This is a genomic window from Arthrobacter sp. AQ5-05, assembly GCF_003287975.1.
Lineage (GTDB): Bacteria > Actinomycetota > Actinomycetes > Actinomycetales > Micrococcaceae > Paeniglutamicibacter.
In genome coordinates this window covers 76,450-91,686 of the sequence record NZ_QMKQ01000014.1, presented here as the reverse complement: position 1 = coordinate 91,686, position 15,237 = coordinate 76,450, and the positions used below count along the sequence as shown (strand labels likewise).

The window sequence follows — 15,237 nt, the reverse complement described above, 5'->3', positions numbered from 1 at the left end:
CCGCCCCCGCGATCCCAGATCCGCCACCAAGGAGCCCGAAGCCCGCATGAGAGCACCCCGCCGCCTGTCCGTGATTGCCGTCCTGGGGTCGGTGGCGCTGCTGCTGGGCGCCTGCTCCACGGCCACCGTCGAGGCACCGGCCCCGGCCCCCGCTTCGGCAGCCCAGCCTTCCTCCGGTGCACCGGTGGACGCGGTTCCGGCCGGCCTGGAGAAGTTCTACGCACAGGAACTGGACTGGAAGTCCTGCGGCGGGGTGCTGCAATGCACCGAGCTGAGCGTTCCCATGGACTACGCGAACCCGGGCGGGGACACCATGACCCTGGCGCTGAACAAGCGCCCCGGTTCCAAGAACGCTGCAGGCTCGCTGCTGGTGAACCCCGGCGGTCCCGGCGCCTCCGGGCTCGAGATCGTCCGCGACGCTGTCCCGGCGATGTTCGGGCAGAAGCTGCAGCGCGGCTTCGACGTCATCGGCTTCGACCCGCGCGGGGTCGGCACCTCCACGCCGGTGAAATGCGAGAACCCCGAGGAACAGGACGCCAGCCGCGCGGAGCAGTTCGGCTCCAACACCGATGAGGGCCTGGCAGCCATGCGCAAGGCCAGCGCCGGGTATGCCACGCTCTGCGCCGAGCGCACGGGGAAGGCCCTGGGCTTCGTGGACACGATCTCGGCGGCCCGCGACATGGACGTGATGCGTGCGGCCCTCGGGGACAAGCAGCTGAACTACCTGGGCTATTCCTACGGCACCTCGCTGGGTGCGCACTACGCCCAGCTCTTCCCGCAGAACGTGGGGCGCCTGGTGCTGGACGGGGCCCTGGACCCCACGCTGGACAACGACGAAATCACCATGGGCCAGGCCGTCGGGTTCGAGCATGAGATCCGCGCCTACATGCAGGACTGCCTGGATTCCGGGGACTGCCCGTTCACCGGCGAGCTCGAGGACGCCCTGGGCCAGCTGCGGGACCTCTTCGACGCCGTCGAGGCAGAACCGATGGTCTCCAGCGACGGGCGCCGGGTTCCGATCATCGACTTCGTCAACGGGTTCATCATCCCGCTCTACGACAATTCCTCCTGGCCCACGCTCACCGAGGGGCTGCGCAACGCGATTGCCGGGCACGTCGATGACGTCTTGTACTTCGCCGACCTGAGCGCCGGGCGCGAATCGGATGGCAGCTACACCGGCAACGGCACCGCCGCCTTCACCGCCATCAATTGCCTTGACTACCCCATGGACGCCGACATCCCGGCCATGCGCGCCGAGGCCAAGGCCCTGGTGGAGGCCGCCCCCACCATCGGCAAGTACCTGGCCTACGGCCCGGTCGGCTGCCAGGACTGGAAGTACCCGGCCACCGGCAAGCCCGGCGAGCTGACAGCCACGGGCGCGGCCCCCATCGTGGTCATCGGCACCACCGGGGATCCTGCCACCCCGTACGCCTGGAGCCAGTCGTTGGCCGAGCAGCTCGAGTCCGCTTCGCTTGTCACCTTCGAGGGCCACGGGCACACCGCCTACGGCCGGTCCAACGGCTGCATCTCCGACGCCGTGGAATCCTATTTCCTTGACGGCACGGTTCCGGCCGACGGATTGCGCTGCTGAGCCAGGATCGGCGCCGGTCCGTTTTGACCGCTGCCGATACACTCCTATAAAGTGTTCACTTGTGGTGCTTGCGCGCCACGGTGCCTCCTTAGCTCAGTTGGTAGAGCGTCTCACTCGTAATGAGAAGGTCGCCAGTTCGATTCTGGCAGGAGGCTCGTTTTCCGTTCGGGGGCCCGTCACCACCAGGTGGCGGGCCCCCGAACGTTAACGACCACCGCGTTGACGACGCCCGCAGCCCCGGAAGATCCCGCATGCCACCCGAGACCTTCGATCCCGAGGAATACGTTCCCGAACTTTCGCGGTTCCTTGAAGCCGGCGTCTCCCCGGCGGCCGGCCGGATCTCTGCCTACGCGCCCGATCCGAACCCGGAGGCACGCGCCTACGCCGGCTGCAGCTTCGTGATGGCGGGAACCGACGGGGTCGGCACCCGGACGGTTTTCCGTTCGGCCAAGGTGACTCCCACGAAGGCGGGCCTCTTCGCACCCCTGTGGACACGCGACGAGAACGGGGCGACGCGGCCGTATTCGCTCGCCGACGACGTCGGGAACTTCGTCATTGCGGCCTCCGTGCCCGCCGGATACGGGTATTTCACCTTCTCGGCCGCCGACCTGGCCGACCGCGGCATCCTGGCCACCGGCGACCTGCCCGGAAAACGCGGGTTCCGGCTCTACACCCCGTGGGACACCGGGTTGAACAAGAGCGCGAGCGCGACGTGGGCCTGGCAACGCGCCTTCTTCACCATCGTGAACGGCTAGTCTTCTTCCATGGAAAAACTCTCGCTGGCCACCGCGAACCTGGAACTTGTTCCCCCCGCACCCGATGATGCCGAAGCGGTTTTTGCTGCCTGCCAGGATCCCGAGATCCAGGACTGGGTGCCGATTCCGGTGCCCTACTTGCGGGAACACGCCCTGGAGTACGTCACCTCGCACACCGAGGCGACGTGGGCCGAGGGCACCGAGCACACCTGGACGATTCGTTCGGCCGGAGCCCTGGCCGGGGTCGTGGGCCTCTACCGGATCGCCAACGGCTCCGCCGACCTGGGCTACTGGATGGCGCCGGATTTCCGTGGTCGGGGATTGCTGACCGAGGCCTGCAATGCCGTGCTGGATTTCGCTTTCGCACCCGTGCCCGGGGGGCTCGGCCTGGCCCGGGTCGGCTGGAACGCGTATGCGGGGAACCTCGGTTCGGCCCGGGTCGCCCAGAAACTGGGTTTCCGGTTCGAGGGCACCGCGCGCCTGGGTGCCGCGCTGCGCGGCCAATTGCGTGACGATTGGGCAGCGGGACTGCTCGCCGGCGACGACCGCGTTCCAGGCCCCTGGACCATCCTGGACTGATCCCTGGGCTGCAGCAACGACCGGTGGCCGTGGAATTCCGTGGGGAACTCCACGGCCACCGGTCGTTGAACGTGCTTGGGCCCTCAGGGGCCCGCGGCAGGGATCAGGCGAAGTCGCTGACTGCCGGGTCGGCGGCAATGCGTCCGGCGGCACCCTTGTCCAACGCGTTGATCGCGGCAAGGTCCGTTCCGTCCAGCGTCACGCCCAGGCCGGCGTGGTTCTCCACGATGCGCGAGGCGGTCACCGACTTCGGGATCACCACGTTGCCCAGCGCCAGGTGCCAGGCAATGACGACCTGCGCGACGGTGGCGTTGTGCTTCTCGGCGATGGCCAGCAGTGCCGGATCGGCCAGAAGTTCGTTGCCCTGGCCCAGCGGGGACCATGACTGGTGCAGGATGCCCTTGGAGGCCTCGAACTCGCGCAGCTCGGTCTGCGGGAAGTACGGGTGGGTCTCGACCTGGTTGATCACCGGCAGCACACCGGTGGCTTCCTCGAGCTCGGCGAGCGCCTCGACGGTGAAGTTGCAGACGCCGATGGACTTCACGCGGCCGGACTTCTGAAGCTCGATCAGGGCCTTCCATGTGTCCACGTACTTGCCCTGCTTGGGCTGGAGCCAGTGGATCAGGTACAGGTCGAGGTATTCCAGGCCCAGGCGCTCCATGGACGCATCGAAGGCCGCCAGCGTCTGGTCGTAGCCCTGGTCCGCGTTCCAGACCTTGGTGGTGATGAACATGTCCTCGCGCGGCACGTCGGTGGCGGCGATGGCACGACCCACGCCCTCCTCGTTGCCGTAGATGCGCGCGGTGTCGATGTGGCGGTACCCGGCGTCGAAGGCCTGGACGACCACGTCGGTTGCGACGTCGTCCTCGACCTTCCACACCCCGTAGCCGAGCTGCGGGATGGAGTTGCCGTCGTGGAATGTGAGATCTGGGGATACAAGGTTCGTCATGTCCCCCATCCTGCCACCGCGCATTATGTTGCAGGGCACCGGCCCCCGGCGATCAGCGGTGGGCGAAACCGGCAATTTCCACCATGCGTGTAACAGTCCGCGCACCTGCGGACATAGGTGCAGTGTGGAGGGAATGGTGACACTGCCGCGGCCGGCGCCGAGCGCCGAGGAACGTTTCGCCGCCGTGCATGCTGCCTGCCACGACACCGTGTACAGGTACCTGGCACGGCGGATCATTCCGGCGCATCTGGCCGAGGACCTGACCGGTGAGGTGTTCGTGATCGTCTGGGAGAGGGTGCTCGACGGCGCGGCGTTGCAGGTGCCCTATGTGGTGGCCATTGCGCGGAACCTGTTGCGCAATGCCTACCGCTCCTCGGCGAAGGCCACGAAGCTGCGCACGGCACTGTCGCTGGCACACCAACGCCACGCGGTGCAGAACCCGTTGGTGGCCCTGGGCCTGGCGGCACTGAAGGAAACCGAGCGCGAGCTGCTGCTGCCCACCTATTGGGATTCCTTCACCTCCGAGGAGATCGCCGTCATCCTCGGCGCGAGCCCCGGGGCCATCCGGGTGCGCCTGCACCGGGCACGCAAGTCCTTTGCGGCGGCCCTCCCAGCGGAATCCACCCGGCACGCTCCGCTGGGAAAGGCGGCACGGCCATGAACGCCCTTCCAACCCCGACGGCCAACGACGAGCTCGATCCGTCCCTGGCGGCGCTGCTGCGTGGCTCCGACCCCTGCGGCGCCGAACATGAGGGGGCCCCGGCCCGCAGCCGCGCCCACACGGCCGCCATCCCGGACGGCGACCATGTGCCGGTGTTTTCCCAACGCCCCTCCCCCGTGGCACCGGGCACCGCGAGAGGTGCCGCAATGGCACAGGAAACCGGCCGGCACCCCCGGACGAGGAACCATCGGCGGGCAGCGGCCATCCTCGCGGTTGCCGCGGCCGGGGCGATTGTTGCCGGGGTCGGGGTGCTTGGCCCATGGGGCAATGCCCCGCAGCCCGCTGCTCCCCCGGCAGTGGCACCGACACCCGCACCGTCGGAAACCTACTTCAACCCGGACGACAACGCGCGGCTGGCTGCGTTCTCGGAAGCCGGCGGCGTGCGCATCACCGGGTGGCTGAGACCGGCGTTGCCATCGGACGCGCCCGCGGCGCGCAGCACCGGCTGGCTGCTGCAGCCCTTCGCCGTCTCGGGCCAGGGCGACTCGTTGTTCCAGGCCACCGATCCGTGGCTGCCGATCGCGCTGGACTCCTCCGACGCCGCTGCACCGGGCGAGGAGGCACGGGAGGGGATCCTGGTGGTCGTGGCCAGCACCGATGCGAAGCCCGGCCTGGTCACCCCGGGGCCGGGGCCCTACGGCGTCATGGTCTCGGATCCTGCGCGGCTCGCCGCCGGCTCCGTGGGCGGGGCCAGGAGCCTGAAGACGCTTGGCGGGACCTACCTGCAGCGCCCCGACGTCGAATACAACGGCGCGGTGCTTACCCGGTTCGCGACCTTCAAGATGGCGTACGCCCACACCGGCAAACCGTCGGGAACCACCGAACGCTTCAAGGCCACGGCCGTCCATTCCCACACCGGTGCGCAGGCCCGTTCCTGCATTGCGGCCTCCACGCGCCAGGGAGCCAAGATCCTGTCGTTCCCCGAGGGGTCCACCGCGTCGGCCTCGATTGCCGAGTTCGCCGGACCGGAGGACCCCGTGGCCGGGTACCCGTTGCGGTTCATGCCGCGCGACGGGTGGCTCGGCGAGGGAGACGATTCGACGTTCATCCTGGACACCGGGGACACGCCCACGGCCGATTTCGCGGGTTTCCCCACCGCAAGGAACGCAACCTGCGGGGAATATTCCGGCGAGGTCGTCTTGTTCCGGGCGGTTGCCAAACAGCCCCTGGGGTTGTCTGGCTAGTGCCGGGCCAGTTCGGCCTCGGCGGCGGCAATGCCGTCGGCGACCAGATCGGCGCGCATCGCGACATTCTCCAACCCCGCGGACTCGTAGCCCCAGCGCTCGCCGTCCAGGCGTGACATGGCGGCGACCTGCGCGGTGGTGGCCAGGTCGTTGGCGGCCTTGGACAGCAGCCGGTGCACCTCATGGAGCTCGTTGGGGATGTTTTGTCCGTCGCTGGGGCATTGGAGCTGGGCGGCCACGCACACCGTGCGCACCCGGGACTGGAGGTCGGCGAGGTGGTTGGCGATCAGGATCAGCGCATTGTGCAGGTCGTCGTCCTCGATGCCCTCGAGGATCTGGTGCACCCGGTCAAGCGAGCGCCCGAACCTGTCGTAGGCCCGGCGCCAGACCCCGTCGCCGAGCTCCTTGTTGTCGCGGCGTGCGCTGCGCGCTGCGGAGAACAACCCCATCTGAATGTGTGCCTTCGTTAGTGCCGCTGGACCGGTTCCCTCGTGCAAATCCAGTCTAGAGGTACTGCCCAAACCCGCCCTCGGTCCCCTGGCCCTGGCCGGGCGCCTGCGGGGCCGGTCCGGGGCCCGGGCCGGGTGCGCCCATGCGTTCGGGCTCGCCCTGCTCGTTGATGATGATGCCCGGGGCCACCTGGGTGCCCGGGGGAAGCTGACGCATGGCCATGCGCTGGGCCAGTTGCTGGTTGGCCAGTTGCTGTGCGGCCATCGCGGCCTGCAGCCCGTGGAAGACGCCCTCGAGCCAGCCCACCAACTGGGCCTGGGCCACGCGCAGCTCCGCGGCCGAGGGGGTCTCCCCGTCGGCGAAGGGCAGCCGGATGCGGTGCAGTTCCTGTGCGAGTTCCGGGGACAGCCCGCTCTCCAGCTCGTGGACGGAGCGTTCGTGGATGTCGGCCATGCGGGTGCGGGCCTCGGCGTCCAGCGGCGCGGAGCGCACCTCGTCAAGCAGCTGCTTGATCATCCCGCCGATGCGCATGAGCTTGGCCGGCTCCCCGATGCTCATCACCTGCACCGTGTCCTTGCCCGGGCCGTGCTTGCCATCCGCGCCGGGTTCGCCGGCCTGGGCTGCGCGGCCCGCCGGCTGGGCGTCGGGGCGCGTTCCGGCCGCGGCCGCTGCCAGGTTCGCCCACGTCGTGTCGTCGGACTCGGAAGCGTTGGATGCGGCGTGGGGATCGGGGATCTGTTCGCTGTGCTCGCTCATGGCTCCATCTTGCCACGTGATCCCTGCGCCCAGCTGGAAGATTTCGCCGGAGGTTCCCTGCCTGTCACAGGCCAAGGGCCGGCGGACATGTTGTCCACCGGCCCCCGGCCTTCACCAGGCCATGATCCCAAAGCGGATCAGCAGCACCGTCCTTGCGGGTTTTTCTCCTGCCAGTCGGTGTAGTCGCGCCAGAATTCGCGCTCGCCCATGGGCTCGACGCCCGGATGCGTGCGGGCCTGGTGTTCCAGGTAGACCCGGTACTTGTCCGCGCCCAGCACCCCCTCCAGGTAGCGACCGAGGCCACGGGCCGCGTTGCCGACGGCACACAGACCGCGCGCCAGCGCGGAGGTGCCGGTGCCCTGCGGGGTTCCGCCTGCGGTGTCCATGCTCAGTGTCCCCCGCGTGCGATCCGGTGCTCCGGGGCAACCTGCTTCCAGGCCTTCTCGAGTTCCTTCTCCGCCGGGGAGGAAACCAGTCCGCTCGGTGCATAGATCCTTGAGGGGATCTCCGGGTCCTCGGTGTTCTTGCCGCCGCCGGTGGGGTAGGCCCGGATGGTGGCGATGATCGCCGCAATAATCACGATCACCGAGAGCACCAGGAAGATCACCGAGAGCCAGCCCTGGACGCCGGTGTTGCGCACCACTGCCTCCATGGCCTCGAGGTTCTTGGCGGAACCGAAGCTGGTTTCCCCGCGTTCCAGGGCGCCCTTGAACGCATTGTGCTGGGCGAAGTAGCCCACGGCCGGAACGGTGGAGAAGATCTTCAGGAACGAGGCGTACACGGTGACGACGGTGGCGAAGGCCAGCGGCAGCACCACGATCCACAGGTACCGGAAGTTCCCGCGCTTGGCCACGATCGTCATCACCACGGCCAGCGCGATGGCGGCCAGCAGCTGGTTGGCGATACCGAAGAGCGGGAAGAAGGTGTTGATTCCGCCCAGCGGGTCGGTGACGCCCAGGATCAGGATGTACCCCCAGGCCGCGACCATGATGGCCGTGCACGCCCAGGCCCCGGGACGCCAGGAGGTGTCCTTGAACCTGGGGATGAAGTTGCCGATGGTGTCCTGCAGCATGAAGCGGGCCACCCGGGTTCCGGCATCCACCGCGGTCAGGATGAACAGCGCCTCGAACATGATCGCGAAGTGGTACCAGAAGCCCATCAGGTTCACGCCGCCGAACCACTGGTGCATGATGTGGGCGATGCCCACGGCCAGGGTCGGGGCGCCGCCGGTGCGCGAGACCACGGAGTCCTCACCCACGCCCGCGGCAAGGTCGGTGAGCATGCTCGGGGTCAGGTTCACTCCGGTCAGGCCCAGCGAATTCACGAATGCCACGGCGCCCTCAACGGTGCCGCCGGTGGATGCAGCCGAGGAGTTCATGGCGAAGTAGATGCCGCGGTCAATGGAGATCGCCGCAACCAGCGCCATGATGGCCACAAAGGATTCCATGAGCATGCCGCCGTAGCCCAGGAAGCGGGTCTGGCGTTCCTTTTCCACCATCTTCGGGGTGGTGCCCGAGGCGATCAGTGCGTGGAATCCGGAGAGGGCACCACAGGCGATGGTGACAAACAGGAACGGGAAGAGGTGTCCGGCGACCACGGGGCCCTTGTCGGTGCCCGCAAACTCGGAGATCGCCGGGACGCTGATTTCCGGGCGCACCACGAGGATCGCGATGGCCAGCAGGCCGATCACGCCGATCTTCATGAAGGTGGAGAGGTAGTCGCGGGGGGCCAGCAGCAGCCACACCGGAAGCACCGCGGCGATGAAGCCGTAGATGATGATGAACCAGGCCAGGGTGGTGCGGTCCATGTGGAAGAGCTCGGCACCCCATGCGGATTCGGCAACCCAGCGGCCGGAGATGATGGCAAACATCAAAAGCGCAAAGCCGATCACGGAGATCTCCAGGACCTTGCCCGGGCGGATGAAGCGCAGGTAGACGCCCATGAACAGGGCGATCGGGATGGTCAGGCCGACCGAGTAGACGCCCCAGGCGGATTCGCCCAGCGCGTTGACGACGACCAGGGCAAGGATGGCAACGATGATGACCATGATGGCCAGGGTCGCGATCAGTGCGGCCGTGCCGCCAATGACGCCGAGTTCCTCACGGGCCATCTGTCCCAGCGAGCGTCCTCCCCGGCGCATCGAGAAGAACATGACCAGGTAGTCCTGGACCGCACCGGCCAGCACCACGCCGATGATGATCCAAATGGTGCCCGGAAGGTAGCCCATCTGCGCGGCAAGGATCGGGCCGACCAGCGGCCCGGCACCGGCGATCGCGGCAAAGTGGTGCCCAAAGAGCACGCGGCGGTCGGTCGGCATGAAGTCGCGGCCGTTGTTGTTGTACTCCGCCGGGGTCGCCCTGAAGTCGTTGGGCTTGGCGATCTTGCGCTCGATGAACTTGGAGTAGAAGCGGTAGGCCACCAGGTAGGTGCACACCGCGGCGAAGACGAACCAGATCGCGTTGATGGTTTCCCCGCGGGAGAAAGCGAGGATGGCCCAGGCGACGCCGCCGAGCAGCGAAATGGCCACCCACAGCGCGATCTTCGCCGGCGTCCATTTCCTTTCTTCTGCCTCCGCCACCTGCGGGTCGATTCCTGCCGGGGGAAGCCCCGGGGCCGTTGGTTGGGTCTTACTCATGTTTTCCTCTCACGCAACTGACGGATAAGGGATGCGAGTGGTCGTTGGCCGGTGGCGCGGCCCTGTGGGACACGCCACCCTCCCAGCTACCTACACCGTAGTCCGCGGAAAAAACAGTTTCAGAACTTTACGATGATTTTCCCGGTGTGTTGCCCCGAATCGAAGTATTCGTGCGCCAAAGCGGCTTCGGTGAAGGGGAAACGTCGATCGATGGACAACGTGAGCGTCCCGTCGGCCAGCATCGGCAGGGCGTGGTCCTTCACCGCCGCGACGATCTCCGCCTTTTGTTCCAGCGGCCGGGCGCGCAGCGTGGTTCCCACGACCCGGGCGCGCTTGGCCATCAACACCCCGAGGTTGAGTTCCGCCTTGGCTCCTCCCTGCAGGCCGATGACCACCAGGGTCCCGTCCTTGGCCAGCGCGCGAACATTTGGTTCCAGGTACTTCGCGCCCACGACATCAAGGATCACGTCGACCCCGGCACCGTCGGTGAGATCCTTGGTGCGCGCGGCAAAGTCTTCTTCGCGGTAGTTGATGCCCGCTGTCGCACCGAGGGCCAGGCAGTGGGCGATCTTTTCCTCGCTGGAGGCGGTCACCAGGACCTTGGCCCCGACGGCCACGGCCAATTGGATGGCCATGGACCCGATGCCTCCGGCTCCGCCGTGCAGCAGCACGGTGTCGCCGCGGGTGAGCCCGGCTTCCAGGAAGAGGTTGGACACCACGGTGCAGGCGACTTCCATGAAGCCCGCGGCATCGACAAGGTCCACGGCCTCGGGGACCTCGATGACCAGGCCCGCGGCAACCGCCACGTATTGGGCGTAGCCGCCGCCGGCCAGCAGGGCGCAGACCCGCTGGCCCACCGCCAGTCCCACCGTGCCCTCCCCCAGCGCCTCGATGATTCCCGAAACCTCGAGTCCTGGAATGTCGCTGGCCCCGGGCGGAGGCGGGTAGACGCCCCGTCGCTGCTGCACGTCGGCACGGTTCAGTCCGAAGGCCGCCACCTTGATCAGCACTTCCCCTGGCCCGGGGGCCGGCATGGGCCGATCGACCTCGGCAAGCACCTCCGGGCCGCCGGCACCGCGGTATTCAATGGCACGCATCATCGTCATCCTTGTCTTCCAGCTTTCTTCGCTTGTCATGGTTGGCAGGGCCAATTGGGGCCACTCTACCGCCCGGAAAAACCGGCTCCCGATTATGAGCGCAGGGGCGTGGCGGTCCCGGGGCACCTTTGGGCTGGCGTATACTTTCTTGGTCTGGATGGTTGTCCGAGCGGCCTAAGGAGCTGGTCTTGAAAACCAGTGTGCGGTAACCCCGTACCAAGAGTTCAAATCTCTTACCATCCGCGCAATCCAAAGGGGCGGTTCCCGTACACACGGGAACCGCCCCTTTTTGCTCGCCCGCCATGGCCCCGGTCCAACGGTTGCGCGTAGGCTGCTGCCCACCTGCCGGGCCCGATCCCGGCGGGATCTCCCACCAGCAATTCCAGGATTGGAAGAGCGCGCCAATGCCTCTTCGCGAAAGCGCCCCCGCCGGCAACCCGGTGTGGACAGACACCATGAGCTCGGACATCGAAGCGGGCAAGAAACTCTACTCTGCCCTCTTCGGCCGGGAATCGAGCAGCCCGTTGCCGAGGAGCACGGCAGCTACCTCAGTGCCCGGCGCGATGGCCGGCTGGTGGCGGGAATATCTCCGCACAATCCGGATTTCGGCGGCGTCCCGAACTTCTGGTTGCTGTATCTGAAGAGCGATGGCATCACTGCCACCGAGGCCAGCGTCCAGGGCAGGGGCGGCAAGGTCCTGGTGCCGCCGAGGCACCTGGCACCATACGGGCACATGGGCACCTTTCTTGATGCCGGCGGCGCCGCGTTCGGTGTGTTGCAGCCGCAGGAGCATCAGGGGTTCGGCGTTGACTGGGCACACGGCGCCCCGGCATGGCACGAGCCGTATTCCAAGGACTATCCCGCGGCGGCGGCGTTCTACGCCAAGGTCTTTGGCCGGGACACCCAGGTGAGGTCCGATTCACCGGATTCTGGGTGACCTACTGGGGCGCGGATGACGTGGATACGGACTGCGCGACGGTGGTGGCCAACGGCGGCACCGTGACCGAAGACCCGCAGGATTCCGAGTTCGGCAGGGTTGCTGCCAACACCGATTGCTGCGGCGCCACCTTGAAGCTGGTGGGCGTGTAGCAGGGCCGGGATATGCCCGGCGCGGGGAGGGCGCGGGCTTTGGCGTCCGGCCTCTCACCGTGGCCATTTCGTTCCATGGCCAGGGCTTGTTTCTCAGCGCGGCTGGTTCAGGTCCTGGACTTGGCTCAGGCGCAGCAGTTCCCGGGTGATGTCCTGGGCGTCGCCCAGGGTCCGGGCTGCACCGTCGAGCGGGGCACCGGCCTGGGCCGCGATGGCCGTACCCCATTGCGCGGAGGAAAGCTGGAGTCCGAGCACGAAAAGTGCCCGGTGTGCCACCCCACGGGCATCGACCACCCGGTACGGCTCGCCCTTGACCTCGAGTCCCGAGCCCGGGAATGGTTCGCCTTGGTCGTTGCGCATGTGGAACGCGGCGGCCAAGCCATCTTCTAGCAGTTGCCGCAGCAACGGCGAGGCCGTCTGCAGCACGCGGTTGGCCGGCATCATGGCCTCGATGAGCGTGCGTGCCGTATATGCCGGGGCGTCGACCCACGGCGAGGATGCGGTGAACACGCCGGAAGGCCTGTCAATCTCGAACTCCGGGTCCGGGCCGATGAACTCCACTACGTTGGCCCGGGCCAATGCTGCGAGTTCCTCGATGCGTTGCAGCGGAGGACCGGAGGCCAGACCCTCGACCAGCGGTTCGAACCAGCCCTGCACCTCGCTCTGGCGCGACTCGTCCGAGATCAGGCGCTCGGTGATCATCTCCTTGACGACCATGCGCCCGGCGTTCAAGGTGGCAATGGCCATCTTCAACGGGTCCTTCTCGCCTTCCACCGAGGAAATCGCATCGAACTCCAGGTATTCCATGACGGCCTTCTGGTATTCCTTCAGGGAAGGAAAACCACGTTCGGCAAAGGGGTGGCCCAGCCGGGGGACATCAAGGAATCCCAAGGCGGGCGCCTGCTCCTCCACGAGCCGGCGAGCGCCCTGCAACCACACCTGGGAGCCTGCCTGGTGCTCGGCGTCGAGCACCGCGATCAGGCTGTCCACGAATTCGTCAGGGTCCACCTCGAAACGGGACGGGTGCCGCATGGCCGCGGTGCGGTAGTAGGCCAGCAGGACGTCTCGGTGCAGCAGTGGCCACACGTGCGCGTCAAAGCGGACAGCGGCGTCCGGGTTCAGCGCCCGGGCCTCGGCGACCTTCTGGACGATCACGTCGAAGTCCAGGTAGCGCAGGCTCACGGAGTCAGGGATGAATTCCTCGATGCAGGATTTTGCACGGTACGGCGTTCCGCGGCGGGAGGCTGCCACGATCCGCGGTTCCCGGCCCGAGGGCCAGTATTCCAGGGCCCGACCCGGCCCGCCGTTGATTTCATTGAATTGTCCTCCGCGCCCGACGGTCAGGGCGATCATCACGTCAAAGAAATTCAGGCCCAGTCCGCGGACCAAGACGGTTTCCCCGGCGGGAACCTTGTCCCAGGCAACGTCACCGGGCACGTTGGGACCCTGGTAGGTCAGGCCAGCGTCGTCGGCGGCCTGGGCCATTGCCTCCTGTGCAGGGTTCAGGTGTGCCGGAACGTGGCCCAGGGCCAACACCACGGCGTCGGCACGCAGTTCAAGTGCATCACCGGATTGGGGCGTTCGGCTGTTGGCGCCGGCAACCCGGCGGCCAGTGAGCAGGTAGTCGGCCTCGCCGCGGTGCAGGCCGGTGATTTCGGCGCGCTCCACACGCACCTCCGCGACAGCCGTGTTGGCGCGCAGGGCCTCCACCGACCGCTCAAAGACGTGGCGCAGATACCGTCCGTAGAGGGCCCTCGGCGGGTAGGACCCCCGGCCCATCTTCTCCAGCTCCTCGGCTTCCACGCTGCTGAGCACGGCGCCGTCGCCGCCGGCCAGACGCCATTGGTCAAAGCTCAATCCCGGTTCGCCCGGGGTTTCTCTTTCCGGGGCAACGGTGGGGAATCCCGCGGGGGTGTTCATCAGGAAGAGCCGGGACTGGGCCGTGCTCCAGACATGCCCGGCACCCGGATCGTGGACGTCGAAGACCACCACGGTGATCGCGCGCGAATGGTTCCGGGTGCGCCCCAGTTCGGATGCCAGGCGCTCAAGGACCGAGGTGCCCCGCGGTCCGGCTCCCACAACGGCAATGACGTACGGTTCTCGACCGGGATTCTGCTGCTCGCTCACGCTTTCAGCCTAGTCTGCCGTCATGCCGTATCGGTCCGCTTGGACACGGGAATTGAAGGTTGTGCCCAAGCGAACCGGTGGTTCAAGTCATCCAGCCCTTGCTGCTACGCAGCTTCATAGCTTTCCACCGTGGCGCGCAGGGCATCGGAATGCAGGTAGATTTCGTCGAGGCTTTCAATGGGGATGCGCGTTTCTGTCTTGTCTTCCCCAAACAGCCCCAGGTATTTCTGCGCCCTGTTGAAATGCAGCCTGGCTATTGGTTTGCGGTTGTTGTCATCGAGCAGCACCGCAAAGTAGGACTTCGCATCTCGATGCGCAATGCGGTTGACCTTGACGTTCTTGCAAACGATGGCACGAACAATGTGGAAGCCTTCTAGTTCTTCCAGCGTCGTTTCAACGCCGTCGTCCGGCTCAAGGTCGGCTTCGACCACGGGTTCGCTGGTTACGCTGGCGGCAGCTTCCGCACTCGACATCATGGGAATGTTCGGTTCCCCGAGCGCCGCCTTGAGGCGATCGTTCACCTGATCCGCAAGGTACTGCTTCGTGGCCTTGGCTACGAGGACGGTGAATTGCTCGCGCACGCGCTGCGTAAATTGTCCCTCGTAGACGCCAGCCGACAGGAACTTGACCCACTCCGCCGTTGGTTCCAGGAAATTGGCGGCGATGGCGCGCTTGATCTCCCCGACGTAGCGGAGTTCCTCGGCGGCGCTGACAATGGATTCAAGGTCGAACGCATCACGGGACAGCTTGCGCAGCTCCGGGATCAGTGATTCGTCGATGTCGTTCATGTCGAGAATCAGGAACGGCTTCGCATCCATCTTGTTCGGGGCATCGAGGTCGGTATAGAACTGGTAGACCTCCCCATTGGTCAGGATCGCGATTCTTGCGGTGGTGGCGGCGAAGTACCGGTAGAGCTGCGATGCATGTTCATACTTCAGACCACCGGCCGAACGCTTGCACTCAATCAGGATCTGCACCTCGCCACCGAGCATGATGGCGTAATCAATCTTTTCGCCCTTTTTGATCCCGATGTCGGCGGTGTACTCGGGGATAACTTCCAGCGGATTGAACACGTCATACCCGAGGATCGTCGAAATGAACGGCATGATGAATGCGTTCTTCGTCGCTTCCTCGGTTTCGATGATGTTGCGCTGCTGCTGAATCTTTGCCGCCAGCGCTGCTAGCCGTTCTCCGAACTGCATCGTTTTCCCCTATTCGACGAAACTGAGACCTTCTGCTCAACCTACCCACGGTCACCGATAAAAAGGGGCATCCCACCAAGAGTCACATAACGAATCGATTAC

General features: G+C 66.5%; 15 protein-coding genes and 2 tRNA genes. 9 read left to right on the top strand and 8 right to left on the bottom strand.

The features are described from left to right. Window positions 1-46: 46 nt before the first annotated feature. The 4 genes from DQ353_RS13160 (at window position 47) to DQ353_RS13145 (ending at window position 2,925) form a co-directional block, all read left to right on the top strand. Entirely contained in the window at window positions 47-1,591 is a 1,545-nt protein-coding gene (locus DQ353_RS13160) for an alpha/beta hydrolase (protein ID WP_113763195.1), read from the top strand. 82 nt (window positions 1,592-1,673) lie between these two features. Next, window positions 1,674-1,746 (top strand) — tRNA-Thr (locus tag DQ353_RS13155). Between the two features lie 96 nt (window positions 1,747-1,842). Beyond that, window positions 1,843-2,346: a MepB family protein gene (locus DQ353_RS13150; protein WP_181578389.1), complete on the top strand. Its 504-nt coding sequence runs from the start codon at window positions 1,843-1,845 to the stop codon at window positions 2,344-2,346. Window positions 2,347-2,355: 9 nt separating this feature from the next. Next, complete coding sequence (locus DQ353_RS13145; RefSeq protein ID WP_113763193.1) at window positions 2,356-2,925, top strand: GNAT family N-acetyltransferase; 570 nt, start codon at window positions 2,356-2,358, stop codon at window positions 2,923-2,925. 103 nt (window positions 2,926-3,028) lie between these two features. Here DQ353_RS13145 and DQ353_RS13140 read toward each other — a convergent pair whose 3' ends face one another. Further along, window positions 3,029-3,883 carry an aldo/keto reductase gene (locus tag DQ353_RS13140; protein ID WP_502696400.1) on the bottom strand — a complete coding sequence of 285 codons (855 nt, stop codon included), beginning with the start codon at window positions 3,881-3,883 and terminating at the stop codon, window positions 3,029-3,031. 127 nt (window positions 3,884-4,010) lie between these two features. Between DQ353_RS13140 and DQ353_RS13135 the strand changes: the two genes are divergently transcribed. Then, window positions 4,011-4,535, top strand: coding sequence for an RNA polymerase sigma factor (locus DQ353_RS13135; protein ID WP_181578388.1), 525 nt, complete (start codon window positions 4,011-4,013; stop codon window positions 4,533-4,535). After that, complete coding sequence (locus DQ353_RS13130; RefSeq protein ID WP_113763191.1) at window positions 4,532-5,779, top strand: hypothetical protein; 1,248 nt, start codon at window positions 4,532-4,534, stop codon at window positions 5,777-5,779. The genes DQ353_RS13135 and DQ353_RS13130 overlap by 4 nt, the downstream gene beginning before the upstream one ends. On the opposite strand, the gene DQ353_RS13125 is transcribed toward DQ353_RS13130, so the two are convergent. From DQ353_RS13125 to DQ353_RS13105, 5 genes are all read right to left on the bottom strand, one after another. Next, the gene (locus DQ353_RS13125) at window positions 5,776-6,228 is read right to left on the bottom strand and encodes a hypothetical protein (RefSeq protein WP_113763190.1); all 453 of its coding nucleotides are present in this window, start codon (window positions 6,226-6,228) and stop codon (window positions 5,776-5,778) included. The genes DQ353_RS13130 and DQ353_RS13125 overlap by 4 nt on opposite strands. A 55-nt stretch (window positions 6,229-6,283) precedes the next feature. Further along, complete coding sequence (locus DQ353_RS13120) at window positions 6,284-6,985, bottom strand: proteasome activator (protein ID WP_113763189.1); 702 nt, start codon at window positions 6,983-6,985, stop codon at window positions 6,284-6,286. A gap of 137 nt (window positions 6,986-7,122) precedes the next feature. Next, window positions 7,123-7,371, bottom strand: coding sequence for a YbdD/YjiX family protein (locus DQ353_RS13115; protein ID WP_181578387.1), 249 nt, complete (start codon window positions 7,369-7,371; stop codon window positions 7,123-7,125). A 2-nt stretch (window positions 7,372-7,373) separates the two neighbouring features. Next, a complete protein-coding gene (locus tag DQ353_RS13110; protein WP_113763188.1) occupies window positions 7,374-9,620 on the bottom strand; it encodes a carbon starvation CstA family protein in 2,247 nt (748 codons plus the stop codon). Window positions 9,621-9,739: 119 nt separating this feature from the next. After that, entirely contained in the window at window positions 9,740-10,717 is a 978-nt protein-coding gene (locus DQ353_RS13105; protein ID WP_113763187.1) for an NAD(P)H-quinone oxidoreductase, read from the bottom strand. A gap of 155 nt (window positions 10,718-10,872) precedes the next feature. Between DQ353_RS13105 and DQ353_RS13095 the strand changes: the two genes are divergently transcribed. The 3 genes from DQ353_RS13095 (at window position 10,873) to DQ353_RS21710 (ending at window position 11,806) form a co-directional block, all read left to right on the top strand. Then, window positions 10,873-10,960, top strand: a tRNA-Ser gene (locus DQ353_RS13095). A 331-nt stretch (window positions 10,961-11,291) separates the two neighbouring features. Continuing rightward, on the top strand, window positions 11,292-11,654 hold the full coding sequence (locus DQ353_RS13090; RefSeq protein WP_113763185.1) for a VOC family protein: 363 nt from the start codon (window positions 11,292-11,294) through the stop codon (window positions 11,652-11,654). Next, window positions 11,651-11,806, top strand: coding sequence for a VOC family protein (locus DQ353_RS21710; protein WP_181578386.1), 156 nt, complete (start codon window positions 11,651-11,653; stop codon window positions 11,804-11,806). The genes DQ353_RS13090 and DQ353_RS21710 overlap by 4 nt, the downstream gene beginning before the upstream one ends. Window positions 11,807-11,899: 93 nt before the next feature. On the opposite strand, the gene DQ353_RS13085 is transcribed toward DQ353_RS21710, so the two are convergent. Further along, window positions 11,900-13,933 (bottom strand): FAD/NAD(P)-binding protein, encoded by a 2,034-nt coding sequence (locus DQ353_RS13085; RefSeq protein ID WP_113763184.1) that lies wholly within the window; start codon window positions 13,931-13,933, stop codon window positions 11,900-11,902. Between the two features lie 104 nt (window positions 13,934-14,037). Continuing rightward, complete coding sequence (locus DQ353_RS13080; RefSeq protein ID WP_113763183.1) at window positions 14,038-15,135, bottom strand: type I restriction endonuclease; 1,098 nt, start codon at window positions 15,133-15,135, stop codon at window positions 14,038-14,040. Window positions 15,136-15,237: the final 102 nt, after the last annotated feature.

Bases quoted from the DNA above. Each gene is read 5' to 3' on its own strand.
- DQ353_RS13160 (WP_113763195.1), top strand. From the start codon at position 47: ATGAGAGCACCCCGCCGCCTGTCCGTGATTGCCGTCCTGGGGTCGGTG.
- DQ353_RS13150 (WP_181578389.1), top strand. From the start codon at position 1,843: ATGCCACCCGAGACCTTCGATCCCGAGGAATACGTTCCCGAACTTTCG.
- DQ353_RS13145 (WP_113763193.1), top strand. From the start codon at position 2,356: ATGGAAAAACTCTCGCTGGCCACCGCGAACCTGGAACTTGTTCCCCCC.
- DQ353_RS13140 (WP_502696400.1), bottom strand. From the start codon at position 3,883: ATGGGGGACATGACGAACCTTGTATCCCCAGATCTCACATTCCACGAC.
- DQ353_RS13130 (WP_113763191.1), top strand. From the start codon at position 4,532: ATGAACGCCCTTCCAACCCCGACGGCCAACGACGAGCTCGATCCGTCC.
- DQ353_RS13125 (WP_113763190.1), bottom strand. From the start codon at position 6,228: ATGGGGTTGTTCTCCGCAGCGCGCAGCGCACGCCGCGACAACAAGGAG.
- DQ353_RS13120 (WP_113763189.1), bottom strand. From the start codon at position 6,985: ATGAGCGAGCACAGCGAACAGATCCCCGATCCCCACGCCGCATCCAAC.
- DQ353_RS13115 (WP_181578387.1), bottom strand. From the start codon at position 7,371: ATGGACACCGCAGGCGGAACCCCGCAGGGCACCGGCACCTCCGCGCTG.
- DQ353_RS13110 (WP_113763188.1), bottom strand. From the start codon at position 9,620: ATGAGTAAGACCCAACCAACGGCCCCGGGGCTTCCCCCGGCAGGAATC.
- DQ353_RS13105 (WP_113763187.1), bottom strand. From the start codon at position 10,717: ATGCGTGCCATTGAATACCGCGGTGCCGGCGGCCCGGAGGTGCTTGCC.
- DQ353_RS13080 (WP_113763183.1), bottom strand. From the start codon at position 15,135: ATGCAGTTCGGAGAACGGCTAGCAGCGCTGGCGGCAAAGATTCAGCAG.